General features: G+C 40.5%; 21 protein-coding genes. 5 read left to right on the forward strand and 16 right to left on the reverse strand.

From position 1 onward, the window contains the following. Positions 1-40 precede the first annotated feature (40 nt). A complete protein-coding gene (locus ALE3EI_RS06945) occupies positions 41-367 on the forward strand; it encodes a thermonuclease family protein (protein ID WP_186987567.1) in 327 nt (108 codons plus the stop codon). Positions 368-394: 27 nt separating this feature from the next. On the opposite strand, the gene ALE3EI_RS06950 is transcribed toward ALE3EI_RS06945, so the two are convergent. From ALE3EI_RS06950 to ALE3EI_RS06990, 9 genes are all read right to left on the reverse strand, one after another. Beyond that, positions 395-934, reverse strand: a complete 540-nt coding sequence (locus tag ALE3EI_RS06950) for a DUF4136 domain-containing protein (protein ID WP_186987568.1) — start codon at positions 932-934, stop codon at positions 395-397. A 12-nt stretch (positions 935-946) separates the two neighbouring features. Continuing rightward, positions 947-2,926 carry a urocanate hydratase gene (locus ALE3EI_RS06955; protein WP_186987569.1) on the reverse strand — a complete coding sequence of 660 codons (1,980 nt, stop codon included), beginning with the start codon at positions 2,924-2,926 and terminating at the stop codon, positions 947-949. A gap of 82 nt (positions 2,927-3,008) precedes the next feature. Then, a complete protein-coding gene (locus ALE3EI_RS06960; RefSeq protein WP_186987570.1) occupies positions 3,009-3,170 on the reverse strand; it encodes a DUF5522 domain-containing protein in 162 nt (53 codons plus the stop codon). Between the two features lie 382 nt (positions 3,171-3,552). After that, positions 3,553-5,004 (reverse strand): tail fiber domain-containing protein, encoded by a 1,452-nt coding sequence (locus ALE3EI_RS06965; RefSeq protein ID WP_186987571.1) that lies wholly within the window; start codon positions 5,002-5,004, stop codon positions 3,553-3,555. A 270-nt stretch (positions 5,005-5,274) separates the two neighbouring features. Further along, on the reverse strand, positions 5,275-8,391 hold the full coding sequence (locus ALE3EI_RS06970) for a choice-of-anchor B family protein (RefSeq protein ID WP_186987572.1): 3,117 nt from the start codon (positions 8,389-8,391) through the stop codon (positions 5,275-5,277). A gap of 40 nt (positions 8,392-8,431) precedes the next feature. After that, positions 8,432-9,265, reverse strand: coding sequence for a hypothetical protein (locus ALE3EI_RS06975; protein WP_186987573.1), 834 nt, complete (start codon positions 9,263-9,265; stop codon positions 8,432-8,434). A gap of 24 nt (positions 9,266-9,289) precedes the next feature. Then, entirely contained in the window at positions 9,290-10,105 is an 816-nt protein-coding gene (locus tag ALE3EI_RS06980; protein WP_186987574.1) for a hypothetical protein, read from the reverse strand. Positions 10,106-10,122: 17 nt separating this feature from the next. Beyond that, positions 10,123-10,932: a hypothetical protein gene (locus tag ALE3EI_RS06985; protein ID WP_186987575.1), complete on the reverse strand. Its 810-nt coding sequence runs from the start codon at positions 10,930-10,932 to the stop codon at positions 10,123-10,125. A gap of 187 nt (positions 10,933-11,119) precedes the next feature. Beyond that, entirely contained in the window at positions 11,120-13,321 is a 2,202-nt protein-coding gene (locus ALE3EI_RS06990) for an autotransporter outer membrane beta-barrel domain-containing protein (RefSeq protein ID WP_186987576.1), read from the reverse strand. Positions 13,322-13,580: 259 nt separating this feature from the next. Between ALE3EI_RS06990 and ALE3EI_RS06995 the strand changes: the two genes are divergently transcribed. Genes ALE3EI_RS06995 through hemL form a run of 3 tightly spaced genes read left to right on the forward strand, consistent with a single transcriptional unit; the run spans position 13,581 to position 16,674 of the window. Then, on the forward strand, positions 13,581-14,528 hold the full coding sequence (locus tag ALE3EI_RS06995; RefSeq protein ID WP_233279935.1) for a 1-aminocyclopropane-1-carboxylate deaminase/D-cysteine desulfhydrase: 948 nt from the start codon (positions 13,581-13,583) through the stop codon (positions 14,526-14,528). 1 nt (position 14,529) lies between these two features. Next, on the forward strand, positions 14,530-15,375 hold the full coding sequence (locus ALE3EI_RS07000; RefSeq protein WP_186987577.1) for a glucosaminidase domain-containing protein: 846 nt from the start codon (positions 14,530-14,532) through the stop codon (positions 15,373-15,375). Positions 15,376-15,384: 9 nt separating this feature from the next. Further along, positions 15,385-16,674 (forward strand): glutamate-1-semialdehyde 2,1-aminomutase, encoded by a 1,290-nt coding sequence (gene hemL, locus ALE3EI_RS07005; protein WP_186987578.1) that lies wholly within the window; start codon positions 15,385-15,387, stop codon positions 16,672-16,674. A 49-nt stretch (positions 16,675-16,723) separates the two neighbouring features. On the opposite strand, the gene ALE3EI_RS07010 is transcribed toward hemL, so the two are convergent. The 3 genes from ALE3EI_RS07010 to ALE3EI_RS07020 form a co-directional block, all read right to left on the reverse strand. Next, positions 16,724-17,074 (reverse strand): hypothetical protein, encoded by a 351-nt coding sequence (locus ALE3EI_RS07010; RefSeq protein WP_186987579.1) that lies wholly within the window; start codon positions 17,072-17,074, stop codon positions 16,724-16,726. 78 nt (positions 17,075-17,152) lie between these two features. Further along, positions 17,153-17,608, reverse strand: a complete 456-nt coding sequence (locus tag ALE3EI_RS07015; protein WP_186987580.1) for a hypothetical protein — start codon at positions 17,606-17,608, stop codon at positions 17,153-17,155. A 113-nt stretch (positions 17,609-17,721) separates the two neighbouring features. Then, positions 17,722-18,990, reverse strand: coding sequence for a fibronectin type III domain-containing protein (locus ALE3EI_RS07020; RefSeq protein ID WP_186987581.1), 1,269 nt, complete (start codon positions 18,988-18,990; stop codon positions 17,722-17,724). 175 nt (positions 18,991-19,165) lie between these two features. Here ALE3EI_RS07020 and ALE3EI_RS07025 point away from each other — a divergent pair, with 175 nt between their 5' ends. Further along, on the forward strand, positions 19,166-20,470 hold the full coding sequence (locus tag ALE3EI_RS07025) for a prenyltransferase/squalene oxidase repeat-containing protein (RefSeq protein ID WP_186987582.1): 1,305 nt from the start codon (positions 19,166-19,168) through the stop codon (positions 20,468-20,470). A 232-nt stretch (positions 20,471-20,702) separates the two neighbouring features. On the opposite strand, the gene ALE3EI_RS07030 is transcribed toward ALE3EI_RS07025, so the two are convergent. The 4 genes from ALE3EI_RS07030 to lysS all read right to left on the reverse strand — a co-directional run bounded on the left by ALE3EI_RS07030 (position 20,703) and on the right by lysS (position 24,911). After that, positions 20,703-22,037, reverse strand: a complete 1,335-nt coding sequence (locus ALE3EI_RS07030) for a S41 family peptidase (RefSeq protein WP_186987583.1) — start codon at positions 22,035-22,037, stop codon at positions 20,703-20,705. 11 nt (positions 22,038-22,048) lie between these two features. After that, positions 22,049-22,483: a MarR family winged helix-turn-helix transcriptional regulator gene (locus ALE3EI_RS07035; RefSeq protein WP_186987584.1), complete on the reverse strand. Its 435-nt coding sequence runs from the start codon at positions 22,481-22,483 to the stop codon at positions 22,049-22,051. A gap of 117 nt (positions 22,484-22,600) precedes the next feature. Then, positions 22,601-23,191, reverse strand: a complete 591-nt coding sequence (locus ALE3EI_RS07040) for a hypothetical protein (protein WP_186987585.1) — start codon at positions 23,189-23,191, stop codon at positions 22,601-22,603. A 28-nt stretch (positions 23,192-23,219) separates the two neighbouring features. Then, positions 23,220-24,911, reverse strand: a complete 1,692-nt coding sequence (gene lysS / locus ALE3EI_RS07045; RefSeq protein WP_186987586.1) for a lysine--tRNA ligase — start codon at positions 24,909-24,911, stop codon at positions 23,220-23,222. Positions 24,912-24,941 lie beyond the last annotated feature (30 nt).

The following is a 24,941-nucleotide window of genomic DNA, read 5'->3' on the forward strand; positions in this document are numbered from 1 at the left end:
AATTCCGTATTAGACTGTAGCTTTAACATAAAGTCGGGGCATGTATAATTATAAAGCCAAAATAAATGAGGTCTGTGACGGTGAAACCGTAATGGCGATAGTGGATCTTGGGTTTTCTAATTATAAGGAATTAAAATTACGACTATACGGTGTTAATGCTCCGAAAATACCGGATGAAGAACGGGAAGCAGGAATTATGACACGAGACTTGTTAAAGGAAAAGATCTTGAATAAGGAAGTTGAAATACACACTTATAAAAATAGAATTAACGGTGCTGAAAGTTATTTAGTAACTATTTTATTGGGAGATACAAACATTAATCGGTGGCTAATAGATAATGGTCATGCCGAACCTCTCAAAAATTAAAAACCCTCCTAAAAGGAGGATTTTAAATTATTTTTTTGAAACCGAACCGGGAGGATATTCTGCAAGGATCTCCCTTACTATTTCTCTTATCCTTTCTTCTTTTTCGTCTATGTCATCGGTGATTAGCTTAGCACTGCCAATGCCTTGCCAAACCAATTCATTGGTTTTAGCGTCAATAAGGTCGATGTATAACGAACCTTCTGTAGAGCGAGAAACTGTATTCCCGTAATACCCGCCGTACCACCATGGATTCCATCCCCATCCGTAACCGTAATTTCGTTGGTAAACATCAACGCGTTCCCTCTCTTTGGTAAAAATACTTACCAACAGGGACGGAGAATCGGATTTTGACATGCCCTTGGCAGATAGTTCCGATTCGATCGCTCGAAGAATTCGTTTTTTGTCCAGATCACTGATCTTGGCCTGGTCAATTCCTGGTTTATAGAAAGCAAAACTAGTGTAAGCGTTAAAATTGGCCTGGCGATCGTAATCTGATACCACCCTCACCGTAGTGCAGGACGTAAAGACAAAAAGCAACAGAACAGGTAAAAATCGTAATGTTTTCATAGCATCAATTTTTTAATTAAATAAATTTTTATCAACGAAATTAGGAAGGGTGACTTTAAGGTTTGGGTTGGATGCCATGGCTCGCTTTATCGCGAATACCGCTTCTTCATTTCGTGCCCAACTTCGTCTTGCTATTCCGTTATTAACATCCCAGAATAACATGGATTCTAAGCGTCGCTGTGCGTCAGTACTACCATCAAGAACCATACCGAATCCGCCGTTAATCACCTCTCCCCAGCCAACTCCACCGCCATTATGAATGCTTACCCAACTTGCTCCACGAAAACTGTCGCCTATAACATTGTGGATGGCCATATCGGCGGTAAACTGACTTCCATCGTAAATATTTGAGGTTTCTCTATAAGGAGAATCCGTTCCGGAAACATCGTGATGATCACGACCTAATACCACAGGTCCTATTTCCCCGTTTGCAATGGCTTTATTAAATGCAGAAGCAATCTTGATACGTCCCTCGCTATCGGCGTATAAAATTCTCGCTTGAGATCCTACAACCAATTTGTTTTCCTGCGCACCGTTTATCCACTGAATGTTATCTGCCATTTGCTGCTGAATTTCCTTAGGAGCGTTTTTCTTGATCTCTTCCAGAACCGAACAGGCGATTGCATCGGTTTTCTTTAGATCTTCAGATTTTCCTGATGCGCAGACCCACCTAAACGGCCCGAAACCATAATCGAAACACATGGGGCCCATAATATCCTGAACATAACTGGGATATCTGAAATCGATCCCGTTATCGGCCATTATATCGGCTCCTGCTCTGGAAGCTTCCAAAAGAAAGGCATTTCCGTAGTCGAAGAAATAGGTTCCTCTCGCGGTATGTAAATTAATTGCTTCGGTTTGACGGCGTAGACTTTCCTGAACTGCTTTTTTAAATGCTTCAGGATCATTGGCCATCAATTCGTTTGCAGCTTCATAAGTCATTCCCACGGGATAATACCCTCCAGCCCATGGATTGTGTAACGAAGTTTGATCACTTCCCAGATCGATGTGGATCTCGGCTTCAGCAAAGCTTTCCCAAACATCCACGACATTTCCATTATAGGCAATAGACACTGTTTCCTTACCTGAAACGGCCTGTTTGACACGAGTAATTAAAGAATCGATGTTAGAAATAACTTCATCTACCCAACCCTGATTGTGACGTGTGTGTGTTGCTTTAGGGTTTACTTCAGCACAAACCGTGACGCAACCTGCAATATTGCCCGCTTTGGGTTGAGCACCGCTCATTCCTCCCAGACCGGATGTCACAAACAATCCTCCTCTGGGAGATCTGTTTATTTTTCTAAACCCATTAAGGACAGTAATTGTAGTGCCATGAACGATTCCTTGCGGACCAATATACATATAGCTACCGGCGGTCATTTGCCCGTACTGTGTAACCCCCAGCGCATTAAATTTTTCCCAATCGTCGGGTTGGGAATAGTTGGGGATCATCATCCCGTTAGTGACCACACAACGTGGGGCGTCTTTATGAGAGGGAAATAATCCAAGTGGGTGCCCGCTATACATGACAAGGGTTTGTTCATCGGTCATTTCTGAAAGATATTTCATAACTAGGCGGTATTGTGCCCAATTCTGGAAAACAGCTCCATTTCCTCCATAGGTTATGAGTTCATGGGGGTGCTGTGCAACCTCGTGATCCAGATTGTTCTGAATCATAAGCATGATCGCTTTGGCTGCAGTGCTTTTGCCCGGATATTCATCTATAGACCTTGCGAAAATCTTGTGATCGGGCATGAAACGATACATATAGATCCTTCCATAAGTTTCCAGTTCTTTCTTAAATTCGGGAAGTAGCGTGGCATGATGTTTAGGCTCAAAGTATCGCAGAGCATTTTGAAGCGCTAGTTTTTTTTCCTCGACCGAAAGAATCTCTTTTCGTTTTGGGGCATGGTTAATCTTTGTGTCGTAGGTTTTCGGATTTGGTAATTGAGAAGGAATTCCCTGTATTATTTCTTCAGTAAAGGTCATATTTTTCAGTATTCAGTATTCAGTATTCAGTAATTAGTGAGTAGCCACATATAGATAATTTATTAAAAGCTACTGAGACAGCCTACTTCTTTTTTTTGTTGAACCCATAGGGGCAATGTCTACAGCCGCTTTCACAACAATAACCACGTTTTAAATGGTATTGTTCTGTAAAACATTTATAGCCTTCAGGAGTTAAGTAATAGTCTCCTTCTTCCAATTCTATTTTTTTCTTCGGAAACAACATAGATTACAAAAGTAACTATTAAGTCATTAACTTAGTACCGCCGTTAATCGCAATTTATGCTTGTAGTACTGAGATATCTTTTGCCGAAAAATTATAACGGAATTGCAATTTGGCCTTTTATTATACTTAGAAATAAGGAATTGAAAAAGGATAGGGTGCTCATAAATCACGAACGCATCCATCTTCGGCAACAACTGGAATTACTAGTTCTCCCTTTTTTTGTTTGGTACGGATTAGAATATTTAGTGCGACTTATTCAGCATAAAGACATGAGAAAAGCATATAAAAACATTAGTTTTGAGCGAGAGGCCTATAGCTGTGAAAAAGACCTCCATTATTTAAAAAAGAGGTCGTTTTGGAAATCTTTACAATTTATATGATGCTATTCATTTTTGCTTTTCTTTAGTTTGTCTAGCTCCATTTGTAATTTAACAAATGAAATTTCTAGCTGTTTTATTTTATCCTCCTGCGATTCAATGATATTTTGCTGTTCTTGAATAGCTGAGGTTAAGATTGGGATCAATCCTATATAGTTCACTAAATGGTAGCCTGAGACCATATTTAATTCGGAATACGCCTTTATTGATTCCGAAGGATCAGGAATAGCTTTTTCAGAAACTACGAGATCGGGAAAAATTTCTTTTAAATCCTGAGCCATAAATCCATAAGAAATTTCGTCTGGATTGAAATTCATTCCTGGAAACTCGTCAGCTTTCCATTTGTATGTTTTAACTGAAAGTCTATTTATTTTATCGAGTACATTTCCATGACCAGATAGATCGGTAATTTCTTTTTTCCATATTGATTCGGAAGGAGCATAATATCCGCCGGTTACCAAAATAGCTCCGGAAATATAACCGCCCCAACCTCCAGACGATTGACTCGAATTCGAAGCGCCGTATACCCCTATACCGGCACCGGTGGTTGGCAAGTGAATGCCTCTAAGGGCAGACCCGATACCATCAGTATCACCTTCAACACCGGAAAATCCATTCGCTGAATTAGTGTTGTAACCCGATAGTCCAACACCATTGATGCCATGATTATGGAATACTGCCATCGCTGTCGATCCGATATCCAAACCTCCGTTTGTCATGTGAAACCTATGGGACGGGGAATTATTCTGAATTCCAATACTATTCGATCCTGCATCAACAAAGAACATCTCCGTTTGAGAATCACTCTCAATTCTGAAATCGAAATCATTACCGTCTTCGTTAATTACTGTTGAAGTTGCACTAACTAAAACCCTGTTAATTCCACCGGTAGATAATCCAATTGTATTTGCGGCGTTTCGATAGAATCCTGTATCGGTATCCCCATTCCAAGTATATACTGGAAGTGCAGCCGTTCCGTTGGTATGGGCCCTAAGCTTTCCGCGGTTGGTAGCATTGCCCCCCGATATTTCAAAAGCATTGGTTGCAGCAGTCTTAAATAATAATCCCGAATTATCTGAAGTTCCGATGTAGTTTGTTGCTGTTGAAGTTCCGGCATTTCCGGTTAATGTCCACTTGTCGTTTGCAGTAGTATTTATTTGAATCCAGCCTAAGCCATTGTTATAATAGAATCCCGGTGTTACATCGTTTATGGTCGCAGTATTATATACTGTCATACCCGCCACGTGTGCAGTAAGCGGTGCGAAACTTGAGGTTGAGGTTAGTGCCACTCTGGGAAGCAATAAGCCGCCGGGCGCAACTGTAGCATCTATATCGAGCAATGCATTTGAATTGGGTGAAGTGGTGCCGATCCCAACCTGTCCGAATGTAAACAGCGAAATATGCAATAAAATAAGGGTAGGAAGTAAGCTTCTGAAACAAAGTGAGGTTAGTTTCATAACAGTATTAATTAGGGAGTTAACATATTGAGAGTCAAATATATTAACAACCTTAACTCAAAATAAATATAATGTAAGAAATATTTAAAAATTTCGATGAATTGTCAATTAAATCGATAAGAATAAAGGAATATGATAAGTAAAAGGATGTAATTAAATAAGAAGTATAAATTATCTTGCTGCGTAATGCATGGTATCATATTTAAAAGCCCATCTGAATTTTCAGATGGGCTTTTAACGGGGGTCTACATTGGTGTCTAAAAAGCGTAATTAATCTTTAATTACCTTTTTCGTCACTGTGCCTAGGTCTGTTTCAATTTTTACAAAATAGATTCCGGTATTTAGACTGGACAGGTCTAAAGTGTAATTGTTTTTCTTTCCTTCAATAGTCTCAGCGATTCTTCTTCCTCTAATATCGTGTACTTCAAGATTTGAAATATATGCAAGTGGAGAAGAAATAGTTAAGAATTCCTTTGTTGGATTTGGGTAAATTGAGATTGAGTTAAATAAATTATCTAACGGTCCTAAGATCGAATCAACAACAAACTGAAGCGTAAATCGGCTATTAAAAACTCCTTTACCACTTGTAAAAGTGTAATTAGTGGTGTTTAAATTTGTAACTGTGTTCGCTATGTTATCAATTAAGAATACTGTAGAATTCGGCAAGACCTCACCTTCAATCGAAGCAATTGATATGGTGAACGATGCATTTGCTTCAACCTGCGAAGCAAATCCCATAGGAATTTTAATTGCAGGATCGAAAGCTCCCCTGTTTTGAATTCCAAGTTGTCCTGTACCGTCATCTAGATGAGAATATAGGGAAATGGTGGTAGCTAATCTGTCGGCGTCATATAGTTCATCCATGCCTTCGCTTGCCTGAGGATTAAAACCTACCAAGGCATGACTTCCGATGTTATAGTCATTGCTCCTCACCTTTAACATTATTTTTTCAACACCTTCTTCCGGAATTCTTAAGGTATTATTGCCACTAGTAAGTCGCATAGCGTTTGTGAATGTCACTTCATTTCCAACGCCTCCTGCAAATGCCTTAATTGCAAATCCTTGCCCTGTTGAAATTATTCCATTAGGCGTTGTACTGGTTCCCGGGTCATTTGCTGCGGGAAGAGCACCACCTGGAATGTACATCGAGATGTCATCCATACTAAAATTAAGAGAACCATAGCCTGGAATAGAAGTACTTGGAGGCGTCAAATGTTCCCAGAAATATACTCTGTCAATTACGCTATTACCCGCTATAAGGGCATCAGCCGAAATAGGAGAAGCATATGGATTTGCCAGGACATTGGGTGTGCCATCAGGATTGGACCCTGCTCCATTATAGGTGATATTTCTCGTTACGTCTCCATTGTTTAGTGTTCCCATAGAATAGGTCATATCGTAGGTGATATTCGCAGGATCGGTGTATCCTGATTGCGGGCGCACAATATACCCTTCTCCCACATTAATCGCTCCATTATATGTGGTCCAGAAATCACCATTGTTATCGGCAAAATTAGTTCCTCCAGCAGGTACTCCCGGGTGGGGAATAAAGTTAGAAGGGTCGTGATTAAGCACCAAGAAGGCGTTCGTAAATACTCCATTTCTAATTTCGCTAGTCATAGGACTACCCATGATCATAAAATCACGATTTTGGAGTACGGGAGTCGTTAATTCAACATTAATAGTTCCGTTATTAACAACCGAAGCATCTGGATCAGTTTGAACAACGATACCTTCATGCTCAACTATTAGCGTTCCGTTTACCGCAATATCTTTGGTAATATTTAGATAATCGTCGGCAGCAATGGTTAAGGTGCTTGAAGCATCTACTTCGCAAGTACATGCGTCAATACTTCCGTTTCCTATTGCCGATGTGTTATAGTTGGTGCTAATTTTTGCATTAGAGCCAACTTCAGGTGTTCCATTCGACCAAACACCAGCACCGAGATAACTAGTGGTTTCTGCAGCCACAGTAATGGTCGCAACACAAGAAGCAGAATTTCCATAATCATCCTCTACCGTATATGTTACATCGAAAGACTCTCCAACATCGTCACAGGTAAAAGTGGTTTGACCTGTGATGGATCTGTTTACAATTCCAAAATTATCTGTAGATCCGCCGTCAAGATCAATAGGGTTTACCGTAACAGTTCCGGTTGTTTTATCTAAAGTGGCTGTTATATTCTGACATACGATTACAGGATCTACATTGTCATAATTAGGATCTTTTACTATAAAAAATCCAGTGTTATAATTGCTTACGATGAGATTTCCACTTTCAAAAAACGGATATATGTTCCAGGCTCCGTTAAAACTGGCACTATTGGTAGAAGGATATGTATCGAAATAGCTTACCTCTGTTAAATTTTGATTTTCGATGTCATCAACTTTCAGTATTCTTACTCCGGCCGAATAACTTGCCATGTAAAATCTGTTTCCTCTTACATAACCGTTGTGATCAATAGCTGCCGTTGTGCCGGCATGATAAAAATGAATACTCGGGTTATCTAAATCAATTAGGTCTAAAACTATAGTTCGTGTGTTTCCTATTCCAGCCATAGCCTCATCTTCCTCATCTCCGAGGAGGAAGTATCTCTTGTCTTCAGTAAACCAACCCTGATGTGTATATCTAAAATTTGAATATGTGATGGTAGAAATTACCTGTACACTAGATTTATTAGTTACGTCCAGAATTACAACTTCGTCCTCATTACTTCCAATAAAGATTTCCCTACCCTGATGATCGGGGTCCGGACCGTCGTAAATTACAACTTGTGCATCATGCGTATATCCCTTGCCGTTATAACCACCCATACTAACCGGACTTGTTGGATTAGTGATGTTGATAAAATGAGGGCCTCCACTATAAATATTTGCTCCTAACACATAGGCTATTCCAGTATCTTCGTTAATAATTATATTATGAGCATCTCCGAAATTACCGTAATGAGCATCGGCAGTAAAGGTTCTATTGGCATTTGTAGTGAGTCCTCTTAAACGTGTAAGGTCAAAAACCTGCATACCATGACCACTTGCTTCACTCACTATGAAGGCATGGTTGTTATATGTTTTTACGTCCCTCCATAATGTACTCGAATTATTGTGAGACATTAATCTTCCAAGCCTCCTGGGGTTTACCGGATCGGTAATATCTATAAAGAATGTACTGTTGTTTAATCCAACAATTGCGTATTCCTTCCCATCAAGTGGATCTGTCCAACCCCAAGAATCATTCCCGGAGGTTGCCCCAAGTTGAGACAACGAGAAGTATGATTGCAAATCTAATCCATCACACGGATAAGAGCCTGCACTCCCTCCTGAACATGGAGTTTGTGCGTTGATAATTGAAAAATTTAAAATCAGCGTAATAAAGAAGATTTTTTTCATGATTTCGGGGTTAGTTAATATGAGATTGTTGCTTTTCTAATTAGTCAATAAATGTAAATTCTATCGCACATGGTAGGCCGCCTACACCAACATATCCTCGCCCATCCCCAGAGTTACCGTTATCTACGAAGTGATCTGCGACAAAAATATCTATTTCTAACTTAAAATTGTAGGTTTGTCCAGCCGTTAGATTAACATAGAGTACCATAGAGGTATCATGCTTAAATTGTTCATAATAGGTTCCTCCATTAATACCATCATTATAGATTGAGTAGGAGTGTGTGTACATTAAATAGGGGGTTCCATTAAAAGTAAACCTAAAGAGACCTTCCATGGTTGCCATCTCGATATCTCCGGAGACAGGAAGATTTATTCTGCCTGCTGCAAAATTGAAATTTCCTTTTATTCTGTAGGTCCCGGTATATTTAGGTGTAAAACTGGTTCCAGTACCTAAGCCGGGGATTTCGGCCCAATTGGAACTACCAGTATTATATGAAGTATCTCCGGTGACAGTTCGTACGCCTAAAGTTGTTTGCTCAAATAATTCTGAATCTTGTCTAAGGAATTGTGGATTCCATTGTGACCCGTTCCAGGCATAAATTCCGGGAGATACATCGTTAGATCCGGTTGTAGTTGTATTGGTGTTAAAAACCACAGTACCTTCAACTATGGCCCCCCCGTTGGGATTAACCACAGGAGAGGCTAGAATTGTACTTGTTAACGCAACTTTTGGAAATACGAAACCTGTAGAATTGTTAAACTGCATGTCTAGCATTCCTTCCGGAGCATCGGTTCCGATACCTACCTGCCCCTGAGATAAAAAGGGGCATAGTATAAAGGACAAGCAAAGTGTAATCTTTGAAATAAGTTTCATAATATACTTCTTTTAGTATAACAGTTAGTTTTCGTCAATATATGATATCTCGATAAAGCAGGGGATATCACTGCCAACATAGCCTCTTCCATCATCAGATAAAACTAAATTCCCAGAGGCTTCAAATCCTGGAGCGTCGTATTGATCAAATTGTAATGAAAAATTATAGGTTTGTCCGGCTACCAGATTAACATAAATAGTCTTGTAAGTCTGACCCCAAGTATCACTATACGCGGTTCCTGTGCCAACATCATTATGATATGCCGAAACGGAGGTAACGTGAATTACATGATCTGTGCCGTCAAAGGTAAAACGGAAATCTCCTTCCGCAACTCCGGCGTTTACATCGCTATTATTTATAATATTTCCACCGCCATAACTAACCCGCACCTCAATTCGATATAGACCGGAATAGATTGCCGTAAAAGATTTTCCGCTTAGTACGCCCAATCCGGGAACATCCTGAAATCCTAGCAAAGAAGAACTTCTTAAAGTAGAAGTTTGTTCATGTAATTCATGTTGTCGAATAAAAAAGTGGGTAACCCACTTACTTCCATCCCAAGAATAAATTCCAGGTTCAACATCATTAGCGCCTGTATTTGTGGTATTCGTATTGTAAATAGTGGTTCCTACTTCTAATGCTCCTCCTTTTGGATTAATCACAGGGGCAGCCACTATTGTCGAAGTCAATGCTGCGCTTGGATAAACCACCCCGTACACTGAACTTTCGACATCCAATATACCCTTAGGACTGGTTGTGCCAATACCTACTTGAGCAGAAGTAGTTATACCCAATAACATCGCGAACGCAAATAATTTTAGAAAAGTAATTTTTTTCATAATTTAAATTCTTAATGTTAGTCTCTTATATATGTGAATTCTACCGAGCATGGGGCATGATCTGGAATACCAATATATCCTCGTCCTGTTCCGGAGTTTCCATCATTCTCAAAGGCAGTATTAGTAAATTGATCGAAATGCAAGGAGAAGCTATAATTTGTCCCCGCAACCAGATCAATATATTCTACATAAGAATGCTGTTGCCAAATTGCATAGTAACGTGTACCGGAAGTTGAATTTGAAGCATTCGCCTTGGCATTGATAAAACGATCTACGCCATTAAATCGGAAACGGAAAGTCCCTTCCTGAACAGCAATATCGGTTTCGCTCGCATTTAAATTTTTTACATATCCGGTTCCATAGTTAACACTTACCTCTATTTTATATGTGCCGGTATATCTGGCAGTAAAAGTTTGTCCAGTAAGTCCGGTTATAGTTCTATACCCTGAATTGGTAGGTTGAACCATCGATGTCTGTTTAAATATCTGAGAATGTTTTTTAGGAAATTTATTAAACCATTCATTCCCATTCCATACGTAAACTCCCGGAAAAACGTCATTTGTGCCCGTGGAAGTAGTATTTGTATTGTAAACCACAGTACCAGTGGCTAATTCTCCACCTTGTGGATTCAACACTGGACCTGCAACATCCGTCGAATTTAGTGCAATTCGCGGAAGTACTATACCAGAAGTACTACTGTTAACATCCAATATTCCGTCAGGGTCTGTGGTGTTGATCCCAACTTGTGCATTTAATACAAATGGACTAAATAAAAGAATGAATAACGGTAATAGAAAGAATAGTTTTTTTACATAAGTGGTCTCCATAATTCAGGGGCGTTAATTATTTGGGTACCACAAGTATACGTAAGAAAGTCGATTAAGGTTCTAAAAATTCGATGAAATGCACAAAATTTTAAGAAAAAGACGAATTCCCCTACAAAAATTGGATAATTGTAGGGGTAATTCGAATGTTGACATACGTAAATGCGCTAACTATTTGATTATCTATTTATTAAATACCTCCTGTGTTATTGTTTTCCGGTATATATTTTTTCATCTCTTTTGCTTCCAAAGATTCCGGCGCAATACTTTCAGGAGCGTTCGGAAATCTGAGGTCACTGTATTTTGAAACATTTTCAGCCGTTCCGCCTTCATCTTTACGGTTTCCAACAATATGCCATGAAAATGGTACATTGGAGACCCCTCCTTGCAATTCATTTACGGTAAATCCTGTAGCTGATTTGTTTGTGACATAGACGCCATTACAATCTCCCTCCAACTGTATAAAAACTTTTAAAGGATGATCATTATCCACTACTATATTCGTTGAAAATATAGGATCGATGGTAATAGTGGCAGTACCGTTTATCAATTGTCCGGTACCATAGTCTTCAAAAAGGACTTCCGGAGCTTCAGAAGCAAACATTACTCTTTTGCTGTCTCCTGGTGTGGCTCCATCTACGATCGTCGACACTGTTCCATTTCCGATAATTTTATAATTGGTACCTCCTACTCTCGCTCCTGCATACGAATAGGATGAATTTGATGAAGATCCTCCGCTATAAAAATATCCGCCATAGTATACATTTTGATTTCCTACCGGAGTGGTCACATTTGCAGCGTATCCCGCCAATTGTGCTCTGGGGTCCCGAGCGTCGGCTGTTATGGCATTTCCTGTATAATTGGTTTGAAAACGTGCCGCTTCTATGGTCCCGGCCGAAGTAATAGGGCCTTCAGTAATAGCATATAGGGAAAGATCGGTAGCATTAGTATTAATGCCTACATTTAATATGGAAGAAGATGAAATGGAGGTAGTGCTTCCCGATACTGCTCTTAATCCCATATTCGATGCAGTACTGGATAGCTTGTCCGATACGGCTAGAACGCCATTTGCACCGTTATCTCCTGCCCCCCAGGCTTGGATTCCTCCAATTAAAAATGCTCCACCTGTATAGGAAGTCGTAGTGTATGCGCCATGCGAATTTGCTGCATATCCGTACAATCCCAGACCCGTCCCGGTGTTTTCTCCACGAATTCCAATTCCCGATCCTGTATCAATTCCGTACACTGAGGCCCCATTACTCGAAGTTTCGCTTAAAAGACCAAATGCGGTAGCCGGATTGTTCACACGAAGTGCCACATTGGTATACGGATTGTTTCCGAAGGCGGCAGTTCCGGTTCCTAAAACCCGAAATCTTTCGAGGTCATCTGTTCGAAGTACAAAATCTGTAGCATCGGTAGTTCCTATAAAATTGTTGGCAGGGTTTGTTCCCGCATTTCCTTCCAGAGACCAATCTCTACCACCGGTCCCACCCATTGCAACCCACTGAGATCCGTCCCAATAGTAAAACCCGGGTAATACCTCAGTACTTCCACTGCTAGAATTTGCGGTATTATACACTAATAAACCTGAAGCAGGAGATACTACAGGAGCTGCATTATTCGTAGCGGTTAAAGCTACTCGGTTAATTAAAATCCCTCTGTTATTGTCGGCCATTTCCAACTGAGCACTATTGTTTGGAGAATTTGTTCCCAAACCTACGTTGTCAGTCGCACCATCAACGAATAAGGAATTAGCCTCATTGCTGGTTTCGATTCGGGTGTTAATATCAGACCCGGTACTGTTGACGACCAGTTCATCATTTGCGCCTTCACGCAGCGCAACAAATTCGAGACCGCCCGCGGCAAAATTCAATTCATCGGCAGAGTTTCGGAATACTCCTGTATCGGGATCCACATCCCATGCCAGTAAAGGCGTAGTTGCCGACCCCGGTGCAAAGGCTCTTAAAAGACCGTTATTAGTTATTTCGAGGCGCTCTGTGTTATTTGTTCTGAATCGAATTCCGACATTGTCTATCGTTCCTATGAAGTCTGATGCCGGATTCGTACTAACATTACCCGATTGCTTCCAGTCTTTACCTAAAAGTGGTACCCAGACCGATCCGGTCCAGTAATGATACCCTTCCCCTGTCGTAGTATTGGTATTATAAACAAGAAGTCCGGTAGTCGCCCCACCTGTAATTGGGGCAATAGTAGCCAAATTCGTTATATTTACTCTGGGAACAAGAATTCCCTTATCGCTTGAGCTGATGTCTAAGATAGACCCGGCTTGCGGTGTAGTTGTGCCTATCCCCACCTGACCATGGAGCAGACCGATTCCTAATATAAATGAAATTAATAGTAGAAATTTTTGAGAGTGTAGAGTTCGTTGCATAAGCATAGGGAGTTAAGAAAATTCCTACAATATTATAATATATAATCGACTAAAAACAAATATAATCGATGAAATGCATAATATTTTAACCTTTTAACATTTATTATGTTAAATTCTCTTCCTGCCTAGATGGCTTAAAATTCAGTTTTAATTGAGATATTAATAACCTGATTTACACTTGCCTGCTCATTTATCAATTTTATTCTTCATAATTACCTATTTATTGCATTTTTGCTAAATATTAAACAAAAAAGATACTTTGGATTCAAAAACCCCTGATTTTCAATTTTTTGACCGAAAAATTCATTCTGTCAATCAAATTATTGATCCACAAATATGTAAAGGTTCAATAACTAACCTATCGATAAAGCGCGAGGATCAAATTCACCCTTTTATTTCGGGAAATAAATTCCGAAAGCTCAAGTATGTAATTAAAGATGCTGTTCTATCCGGAAAAGATGCATTACTCACCTACGGCGGGGCATATTCTAATCACATTACAGCGGTAGCTGAAGCGGGTCGCCATTGTCATTTTAAAACCATTGGCGTAATCCGAGGGGAAGAAGTTGAAGCAAGAATAGAAGGCAATCCTACATTGCGCTATGCGCTTTCCTGTGGGATGACACTTAAATTTGTGTCCAGAGCTCAGTATAAGAATAAGCATTCAACTAATGCTCTAAAAGCGCTAAAAGAAGAATTTGGTGAGTTCTATGAGATCCCCGAGGGTGGCACAAATCACTTGGCTGTAAAAGGATGTGAGGAAATTCTGTTAGCAGAAGATTCAGATTATGATCATATTTGTGTGTCGGTGGGTACCGGAGGAACCCTGGCCGGAATCGTAAATGCTTCCAAACCCTATCAAAAAGTTATCGGCTTTTCAGCATTAAAGGGTGATTTTCTCACTTCCGAAGTAAAAAAATATACCGCCAAGAACAATTTTGAAATCACAGATTCTTTCAGTTTTGGCGGGTATGCTAAAATAGATCGTGAATTAATTCGTTTCATTAATAATTTTAAGACGAAAACCAAAATTCAGCTGGATCCTATATATACCGGTAAAATGATGTTTGGTATCTTTGAGCTCTTTAAGCAAGGGTATTTCGAGGAAAATAGCCGAATTTTGGCTATACATACCGGTGGGATACAGGGTATTGAAGGAATGAATCAGAAATTGAACAAATTAAAATTACCTCAAATCATTACGTAATATGCGGGCAGGAATTATTACTCTATTACTAATTAGTATTATTTCACTAGGAAGTTGTAAGGCTAAAAAGCGTGTTGTTACCGCAAAAAAAACTCCCCGAACCGAAAGAGTGATTATCGATACTAGTCCGAAAATCGATAATACCCTGGAAGAAATTCCTGAAGACAAACCTACAGAGGTCATTAAACCCAAACCCAATGCTTCATATGCAGAGATCCTGTCTTCTTATATAGATACCTACAGCGACATCGCTAAGGAAGAAATGCTTCAGTACGGTATTCCAGCCAGTATAACGCTTGCTCAGGGAATTCTTGAAAGTGGAGCGGGTAGAGGAGAACTTACCAATAAAGCCAATAACCACTTCGGAATAAAATGTCATGGATGGACAGGTGAAACAGTGTACCACGATGATGATGAATCACAAGAGTGTTTCAGAAAATATAAGGATCCCAAATACTCGTATAGGGATCACTCGCTGTTCTTAACACAACGCAGTAGATATAAAGATCTTTTTAAACTAAAGAAAGACGATTACAAAGGATGGGCAAAGGGACTCCGCAAAGCCGGATATGCCACCGATCCTAAATATCCGGATAAACTTATCGCCATTATTGAAAAGAATAAGCTGTATAAATACGACGACGAGGTATTAGGAAATAAAGTGAGTATCCTAAAACCTGATGACTCCAAGATCTCTACCTACACAGTAACCTCCGGAGATACCCTCTATAGTATCGCACGCCGTTTCAATATCACCGTGGATACTCTAAAAGAGTATAATGGTTTGGATTCTAATACGATTTCTATCGGACAGGTGTTATATTTGCACCCTGTAAAGAATCAATAGCATATTTTCATGATCTATAAGAGAAGCAGCGCCTTGTTCAAGGATGCTCTAAAAGTAATTCCAGGTGGTGTCAATTCCCCGGTACGCGCCTTCAACGCCGTTGGTGGCGAACCTGTTTTTGTTGAAAAGGCAAAAGGGGCCTACCTGTATGATGCCGATGGTAATAAACTCATCGATTATATTGCCTCATGGGGGCCCATGATCCTGGGGCATGCATATGAACCCGTCGTAAATGCGGTAATTGAAAAGGCCAAAAAGGGTACCTCCTTTGGAATGCCTACTGAAATAGAAACCGAAATTGCTGCACTCGCCGTAGCTATGGTACCGAATATCGACAAGATCCGTTTTGTAAACAGTGGGACCGAAGCATGTATGAGTGCCGTTCGACTTGCTCGAGGATTTACAGGCAGAGATAAGATCATAAAATTTGCAGGGTGCTATCACGGTCATAGCGATTCATTTTTAATTCAGGCCGGGAGCGGAGCCGTAACCTTTGGGGTGCCTAATAGTCCCGGAGTCACTCAGGGTACAGCCAAGGATACTTTACTTGCCCATTTCAATGATCTGGACGCTGTGGCTAAGTTAATTTCTGAAAATAAAGAAGAAATAGCTTGCATTATATTAGAGCCGGTTGCCGGTAATATGGGCTGTATTCCACCGGCTGAAGGATTTCTTGAAGGCTTGCGGGAATTATGTGATGCGCATAATATTTTACTTATTTTCGACGAGGTAATGACCGGATTTCGACTGGCTAAAGGCGGAGTGCAAGAGCGATTTAATATTGAGGCAGATATTGTCACCTTCGGGAAAGTAATTGGAGGAGGTCTGCCGGTAGGAGCTTTTGCTGCCCGTGCAGAGATCATGAACTATCTTGCTCCTTTGGGACCGGTGTATCAGGCAGGAACGCTTAGCGGGAATCCGTTGGCTATGGCAAGCGGTTTGGCAATGTTAAACAGCTTGAATAATAATCCTGATATATTTAACTCTTTAGAAGAAAAAACGGCATACCTGCATTCTGGGTTGGATAGGTCGCTCCAAGAATCCAATGTGGTTTATACCATAAACAGGCTGGGTTCAATGATCTCAGTGCATTTTTCTGAAACCCCCGTTACCGACTTTAAATCTGCGGCGCTTGGAAATAATACAACTTTTAAAGATTTCTTTCACGGGATGTTACAACAGGGCGTCTACTTGCCGCCAAGTGCCTTTGAAAGCTGGTTTCTTAATGATGCTTTAACCTATGAGGATCTGGATTACACTATTGAAGCTACGAAGAAAGTCGCAAAAACCTTGACATAAAAAAACCTCCTGATTTCGATCAGGAGGTTTCCATATGGGTTATGAATACTTACTGTTTCTGCATGGCCAACCACTGTTTGTACTGGTCTGCCGTTAGTTGCTTCTTTACATTTTCCTGAAGTGCCTCATCGAATTTTTTTCTCGAAGCCACAACAGCAGCATCTTTCTGGTTTTTACCTTCAACATGCTTTCTGTAATTACTGTAGTGTGCTGTATATGCTCTAAATAAAGCACGTTGCTGATCTCCATTAAGCGAAAACTTTTCTGAAAGTTCAGCTACTTTGGTTTTAGCAATTACTTCGGGTCTGTCACCATCTTGTGAAAGACTTTGTGCCTCAGCGTTATTCACACTGAAAAGTAAAACCATTGCAAAGGCAAATACAGATAATAGATTTTTCATTGTTTCAAAATTTAATTTAAGGTTACTAATGTAACTATTTTGAATTGAATAATCCAATAATTAGGCCAAATTTAGCGTTTACCCCTGTTTTTTTTGTGGATGCTGCCCTTTCTTTGCTCTATGCGGCTTACCACGTCTTTTTTGAGACAAATTTTCCCACTTTTTATACTGATCCGGAGTGAGAATGTCCTTCATTTTGGCTTTAAGGGCAATTTGAGCATCCATACGGTCAGACTTGTATTGAAAGCGCTCTTTTTCGGTTAATTCCTTTTTGCTCTCCTTCATTTTACGCATTTCCTGATTCTTTTTTGCTCGCTCCAGCTCGAGTACTTTAACTTGTTGTTGCTGTGCTTCGGAAAGATCCAATGCCAGTGTTAATTTCTTGGTAGAAAGTTCAGCCGCCTGATCAGGAGTAAGATTAGCCATTTTATTGTGATGCCCTTTTCTTCCTTCATTTGTGTCATCGTTCCCCTGCTGTGCCTGAGCGACGATAAAGCACATTAATCCCATAAGTACTAAAATTTTCTTTTTCATGATTCTAATATTAAAGTTTGTGAGATTTTGACCTATGACCGCACAAATAGTTTAATCGGTATCAATAAAAAAAGCCGCTCATTTAGAACGGCCTTGTAAAATTTATACGACTTTTATAGAGAATCGACGTAATCACTAATGAGTTGTAAGGCATCTTCGTGAACTATGGTTCTTCCTAATAACGGCATTCTATACAGTGGAATCGTACTTGCAAACCGGGCTTCGATCTCCTCGCGGGCATCAAATATTCCACTAGCTCCAAAACTTGTTTCATATCTTAGATCGAGATTGTAGACCGGGGGAACGCTACCCCCTGGAGAATGACAATGCGCACAATTAATATCGATATAAGCACGTGCTCTTTCCGACAGGGAAAAGTTGGTTTCATCCTGCCAATCGGGCAAGACGCTAACTTGAGAAGTATTGGATAAACCGGTTAAGAGACCGTTAGCGATAAAATAATCCAATTGATTTTGACCGGTATAGGATGGAACAAAGTTCATGCTACGTAATTTCATACCTATAGGAAATGTCTCATTGGTATTATTGTGACATTGAAAACAATCTTGTGTGGAAGGAATTTGATAATCGATATTTTGAGTAGTTCCATTTATATCTATATAACTAATTGGAATGGTACTTCCTGTATCACGCAAGGTGGCTTCAGTTTGTGATTCATTCCAAATGTAATTTCCAACCTGCCAGCCTTCTTCCTGTTTAATGAGTATCCTTGTTTCAATAATGATCTTGCCTTCTGAAGGATTTTGATCATTCACGTTGTAATAAAATGTTTTGGCGATAAGCGTATTGTTAGGAAAGTTGGGCAACAGATCGCTGTTGTTGAATTCCATCGAACTTCCGTTTGGGAGCTTTATTAAACGTTGTTTGGCTGCGTGATCCGTGAATAAGGTACTGTTGATTTCGTACAATTGCACTCCCGATGCAGGATTGAGGTTGGCTAAACCACCTGCATATACCCCCATCTCGGTAAGTTGGGTTTTAAATTCGAGCGGGGCTGCGGCTGTAGTTGCACTTAGAACATTACTGGAGTCCGATTCATTTCCGGCGGCATCCAATGCGATCACATAGATGCTATAAGTTGTTTCCTGATCCAGACCGGTAACGGATCCCGTATTTCCGGTCACTCCGGAAGTCGCGATTGAGCCATCAACATAAATATCATATCCCGTAACTCCAACATTATCTGCTGAGGCATCCCAACTCAGCTGTATGGCAGTTTCGGTAACCGTTGTTGCCATTAGGTTTTGAGGGGCCGAAGGATTTTCGGTATCGTCATTTACCGGAACATAGTTGTCGTCTTTGGAACAGGCAGAAATAAGAATAGCTCCAATCAGACAAATCAGAAAATATAAGTTTTTCATTTTCAATTCAATTTGGCATAAAAATATAAAAATGCTTCGATATGCAGTTATTGCCGTTGTTAAAAAAAATACTTGCCGATATGCCACACTTGCTCATTCAAAAGGGTCACTGCCTAAAAGTGTCTTTTCTGAAGTGATACAGAGTTATAGCTTCGGAAGAATTTTAAAATCAAGAATGATGAAAACAAAAATCTTATTTCTATTATTTCCGGTCTTACTGTTGGGTGTATACTTTTCAGTATTTAATTCCGAAGAACACCTTGCTGAAACAAAAAGATTGTTAAATCCAATTGAGGGTTGTGTATTTATGACCGTTATGGGAGAGCAATCTTCTAAGGATTTCAACGTCTACAAAACCCCGGATAATATGTCGTTATCTGTTCGTGACGGACTCTCATGGCTGGCCAAAGCACAGTTGCAAAATGGCGGCTACGGTGCCGGGAGTCACAATGCTCAACACGTTCGGGATCCACATGCGGTGCCGGCAGATCCGGCTACCACGGCTATGGTCGCAACCGCATTTTTACGAAGCGGTTCAACTTTGAGATCGGGGCCATACGCAACTAACCTAAAGGCAGCGATCAATTATCTTCTGGAAACCGTAGAGCGTGTTCCTTCATCCAGTCCTTATATTACGGATGTAAGAAATACCCAGATACAGTCTAAATTGGGACAAAATATAGATGCGGTGCTTACTGCACAATTTCTTGCCAATTTACTGGATCGAGATCTAAAGGGCGTGGATATAAAGCGGGTAGAACGTTGTTTGGACATCTGTATCTCTAAAATACAAAGCGGTACCGACTCCAATGGGAAACAAAAAGGTGCCGGATGGGCAGGAGTACTGCAAAGCGGATTGGCCAATAGTGCATTGGAAGCCGCGCAGGCAGTAGGAGCAGATGTCGATGAAGAGGTGATCGAGCGTTCCAGAAACTATCAAAAGGACAATTACGATGTAACAACCGGTGGTGTAAAAACTGAAGACGGGGCCGGAGTAATGTTGTATGCAGTGAGCGGCAGTGTGAGAGCCAGTGCCAAAGAAGCACGAAAGGCTCAGGAAACCTTAGATAAGGCTAAAAAGGAAGGTAAATTGGGAAATAATGAAAATATCTCGGTCGAAAATTTGAGAAAGGCCGGTCTTTCAGAAGAAGAGGCCATAGCATATAACACTTCGTATAATGTATACAATGCTGCCAAGAAAACAGCACAGCAGGAAGATGTTTTAAATGGATTTGGAAATAACGGAGGGGAAGAATTCCTGAGCTTTTTACAAACGGGAGAATCTCTTGTGGTGAATCAGGATTCCGATTGGAAAAAATGGTACAACGATATGAGCGGACGAATTTTAAAGATTCAGAATAACGATGGTAGCTGGAACGGGCATCACTGTATTACCAGTCCGGTTTTCTGCACAGCTACCAGTGTGTTGCTCCTTACGGTTGAAAATGATATTGAGTACTTGAACAGAGTTGGAGAATAAGGGTGAACGATTGAAATGCGAATGGGAAATGTCGGGATTTATAAATTCCGACCTTGTATTGATAAATGCCGACTCACTTGACTTTCATATCCCTTAAAGCCTTTATATCTTCAAGCTATCAATTATATGTTAGTTGATGTTTAGGTTGGTAGAACACCGCCCACGACCGTCGGCAGGGATGTCGGCCCCTTATGCCAAGAAGGAAAAGTGTTGTCGCAGGCGGTGTTTTTAATTATTTGGTTCTTAAATTCTTATCCGTCCTACCATCGTCATATTGTCCTTCTACGGCTACTACTTTTCCTTTTTCTTTCAGGAATTTTATTCTGAAATAGGACAAACCATCCAGGATAAACGTGGATTCGTTTAAAGGTATAAGGGCATATTTTGGTCCATCTTCCCGTTGATAGTATAATTTCCCTTCATTGAAGCTCACTTTACGTGGTCCATAATTCCCGGCAAATTCCTTTAAATGCTTGGCGTCTATGGTAACCGGGTTTAATTGCGCCTGCAGCCCATCTATATTCCACCTATAAAAATTGGCAAGCTCAGGATCCTTGTTCTTTATAGACAAGTCTTCCAACGCTTTAATGTGAGCTGTTTCCAAAGCCTCCTGCGCGGGTACTTCAATATGCGGACTTACACCGGTTCCTTCCCAATTGGTATTGGTGATAGGATTGATAGCACGTCCGGTTGGAACCCAAACCATAAATCGATCGGTTGCAATTACAGATCCGCCGGGATGAGCTCCACCGCCGGTAGTTTCACCAATTAATGTTGCCCTTTCCAGATTTTTCAGATTGTAACTGAACTCTTCAGCCGCCGAAAATGTTCGGCCACTGGTAAGAACGTAAACGGGAGTGTCCGGACTTCTTTTTCCGTAGACATGAGGCAGCGTCCATGTTTGAGAATTTGAATCGTTAGGACGCCAGTAAAAATTATTGAGATGTACCGGCTCACTTCCGAAGAGATAACTGGTGATAAGCTGTATCATCGCCGGACTGCCGCCACCGTTTTGCCGGAGGTCAATGATGATCGCATCACTGCTACTCAAAAAATTCATTGCAGCGACCGCTGTCTCTCCGGCGTACTCTACGTTAGAAAAGCTGCGAAGATCGAGGTATCCAATATTACCGCTTAGGATCTTAAGCTCCTGAAATCCGAAGTTGTTACGCTTCATACTACTTACCCATCGATTGAGAAGCTGCAAACTGTCTTCGGCTGAAACGGCTTCAATTTGTTCGGCAATTTGACGAGGAGCAAAGGTGACGCGAAGGTGCTTGTCTTTACTAACTTCCTGAAGATCTTGGGTGAGCATATTGGCAAACTCCTGTGGATCATCGATCGAATTATAGCTGCCGCTTTTTAATTTGGTTTTAAGTCCGGCAGCCATATTTTCGGCTACTTGAGGAAATACATAATTGTGGATCAATTTACTGGATACCGAATCTATAACGGTAGATCGTTCCGTGCCTGTTAACGGATCTATTGGTTGTTGAGCTTTTAAAACTGACACGAAAAGCAACAATAAACTTGTTGCAATAAAGGTGGAAAAATGAATTGCTTTCATAATAATTTGATTTAAGTGCAATTGGCTCTGATCTTATTTAGGATCGTTTCCAATTGCTTTTGTTCGTTTTTTGTGATTCCTTTTAATGATGAATTTCGATTGTTCTGAATGATAGGTGGAAGTGTTTTAAGGACTTCCTTTCCTTTGGCTGTGATTTGCAGCCTGAAGCGCCTTCTGTCGTCCGGATTTATTGATCGCGATAGATATTCCTTCTGAACCATGGTGTTGATCATACGGGTTAAGGAGGCATTATCCTTAAAGACCAGATCGGCGATCTCATTTTGTGTAAGTTCCGGATACCGATCGAGAAACAATAAGATCATCCCTTGATCGATGGTGATGTCACTTAGTGCCTCCGAAATGTTTTTTTGCGAGTATTTTCTATAGGCTCTAATGGTACTTTCAATAGAATGAAATACGGTTTCAGAAGGAAGGGCGATATGCATAAGTTTAAATATTTGATACAAATATAATTGATATATCAATAAAATACAATAGTGTTTAAAAAAAAAGAATAACTGTCAATCAGTTATTCTTTTTCAATGCTTTAAGGATTTAACTATTTAAGCTTTCTTTTTTACTTCTTTCAGAAAAGACTTGGCAAGTTTGGCATATCCTTCAGCCACTCTGCTGTGAATGGCATAATCGTAACCCATGGCATCGGCACCTTTTACATTCTCATATTTTACCTTGAACAGCGGCGTATCCTTACCTCTTTTGAAAATTTCAATAACAGCATCTATACGTGCTGCTTTGCGCATAACCCCCACATTCCAGCCGTGATATAACAACAAGGTGTTTACTTTCAGTATATATTCCGAGTCATCAAAATCCTTCGAAACTTTCCAGTCGCCGCGCTTGTTGAATGATTCAATAAACTTAGGCTCGTAATGTGCTTCTCGGTCGGCAAAATATCTTTTACGCCAGATCTCACCTTCACCGGGCTCATCTTCATTCTTATCCTTCATTTTCTGATTAATGTAATCCTCTTCGGTTTCAAAATCATCTACAGTGACTTCAGAATAATCGAATTCCAGATCGAACCGTTCTAAACCGCTCAGGGATTTCCATTTTCCTACAAGGACATCTCCCTTTTGAGCTGTAACCGTAAGTGTGAATAAAATAAGTAACCCGGTAATAATACCTTTCTCCATTATATTTTTTTAGAGCGGGAAAGTACTGCTATTTCGCCAACTCGACAAACAATCCGTCGTCCGTTTTTTCAACTTTGGCCAACTTATTCTTTGTGAGTCCTTTGATGGTCTTATCCCATTTTTTATTGCTCAGGCCCGATCGTGTCTTTAGCTCATTCAATTCTAAGGGCGAATTGTTTTTCAGTAAAGTCAAAACCGCTTTTTCATCATGGGTTAAAGCAACCGCCTTTTTCTCCGGTCTCATTTGCGGGAAGAACAAAACTTCCTGAATGGAGGCATTATTGGTCATGAACATAGTGAGTCGGTCAATTCCGATACCAATACCCGAAGTAGGGGGCATTCCGTATTCCAGGGCTCGAAGAAAATCCTGATCTATAAACATAGCTTCATCGTCTCCTTTTTCCGAAAGCGTTAACTGGTCTTCAAACCGTTCCCGCTGATCGATAGGGTCGTTAAGTTCGGTATAGGCGTTTGCCAACTCTTTTCCGTTAACCATCAATTCAAATCGTTCGGTAAGTCCTTCTTTAGATCGGTGTTTTTTGGTAAGCGGACTCATTTCTACCGGATAATCGATAATAAAGGTTGGCTGAACGTAATGATGCTCACACTTTTCACCAAAGATCTCATCGATCATCTTTCCCACACCCATGGTCTCATCGGCTTCCAGGTTTAATGCATGACATGCTTCCCGTATCTCGTCCTCACTTTTTTGGTACAGATCGTAACCGGTATGTTCTTTAATAGCATCCAGGATCCCGATGCGTTTATATGGGGCTTTATAATTAATTTTATGCTCACCAAATTGTACTTCGGTTGTACCGTGCAGGGCAATAGCTATTTTTTCAAGCAGTTTTTCTGTGGTGTCCATCATCCAGTTGTAATCCTTATAAGCGGCGTACATTTCCATAACAGTGAACTCCGGGTTGTGGGTGCGGTCCATGCCTTCATTCCGGAAATCCTTTGCAAATTCATACACCCCGTCAAAACCTCCAACAATAAGTCTTTTCAGATATAATTCGTTTGCAATTCGCAAGTACAACGGAATATCCAATGCATTGTGATGCGTCATAAACGGCCGTGCTGCCGCACCTCCCGGGATGGGCTGTAAAATAGGGGTTTCCACTTCCAGAAAACCCATTTCGTTATAAAAATCGCGTATGGTATTCACGATCTTCGTACGCTTTATAAACGTATCTTTTACTTTAGGATTAACAACGAGATCGGCATAACGCTGTCTATAGCGTTGTTCGGGATCGGTAAAAGCATCATGAACATTGCCTTCGGCGTCAACCCGCGGTTGGGGCAAGGGTTTTAAGGCCTTGGATAGCAAGGTAAAATTCTTAACCATAATGGTCATTTCACCCACCTGTGTTTTAAATAACTCACCTTCTATCCCTATAAAATCACCAATATCCAAAAGCTTTTTATACACCTCGTTGTAAAGCGTCTTGTCTTCGCCGGGACAGATCTCATCACGGTTAAAATACACCTGAATTCTACCCTCCGCATCTTGCAATTCGGCAAAGGATGCTTTCCCTTGTATACGTCTGGACATAAGTCGGCCGGCAACAATTACCTTTTTTCCCTCTTCAAAATTCTCCTTGAGTGACTTCGAAAGTGCATTTACCGGATATAGTTCCGGGGGATACGGATCTATTCCTAAATTTCGTAATTGCGCTAATTTATCCCTGCGTATAAGTTCCAGCTCAGAAAGTTGCATACTTTTTAATTTAAGCTGCAAAATTAGCCT

It is taken from the genome of Constantimarinum furrinae, from assembly GCF_014295415.1.
Lineage (GTDB): Bacteria > Bacteroidota > Bacteroidia > Flavobacteriales > Flavobacteriaceae > Constantimarinum > Constantimarinum furrinae.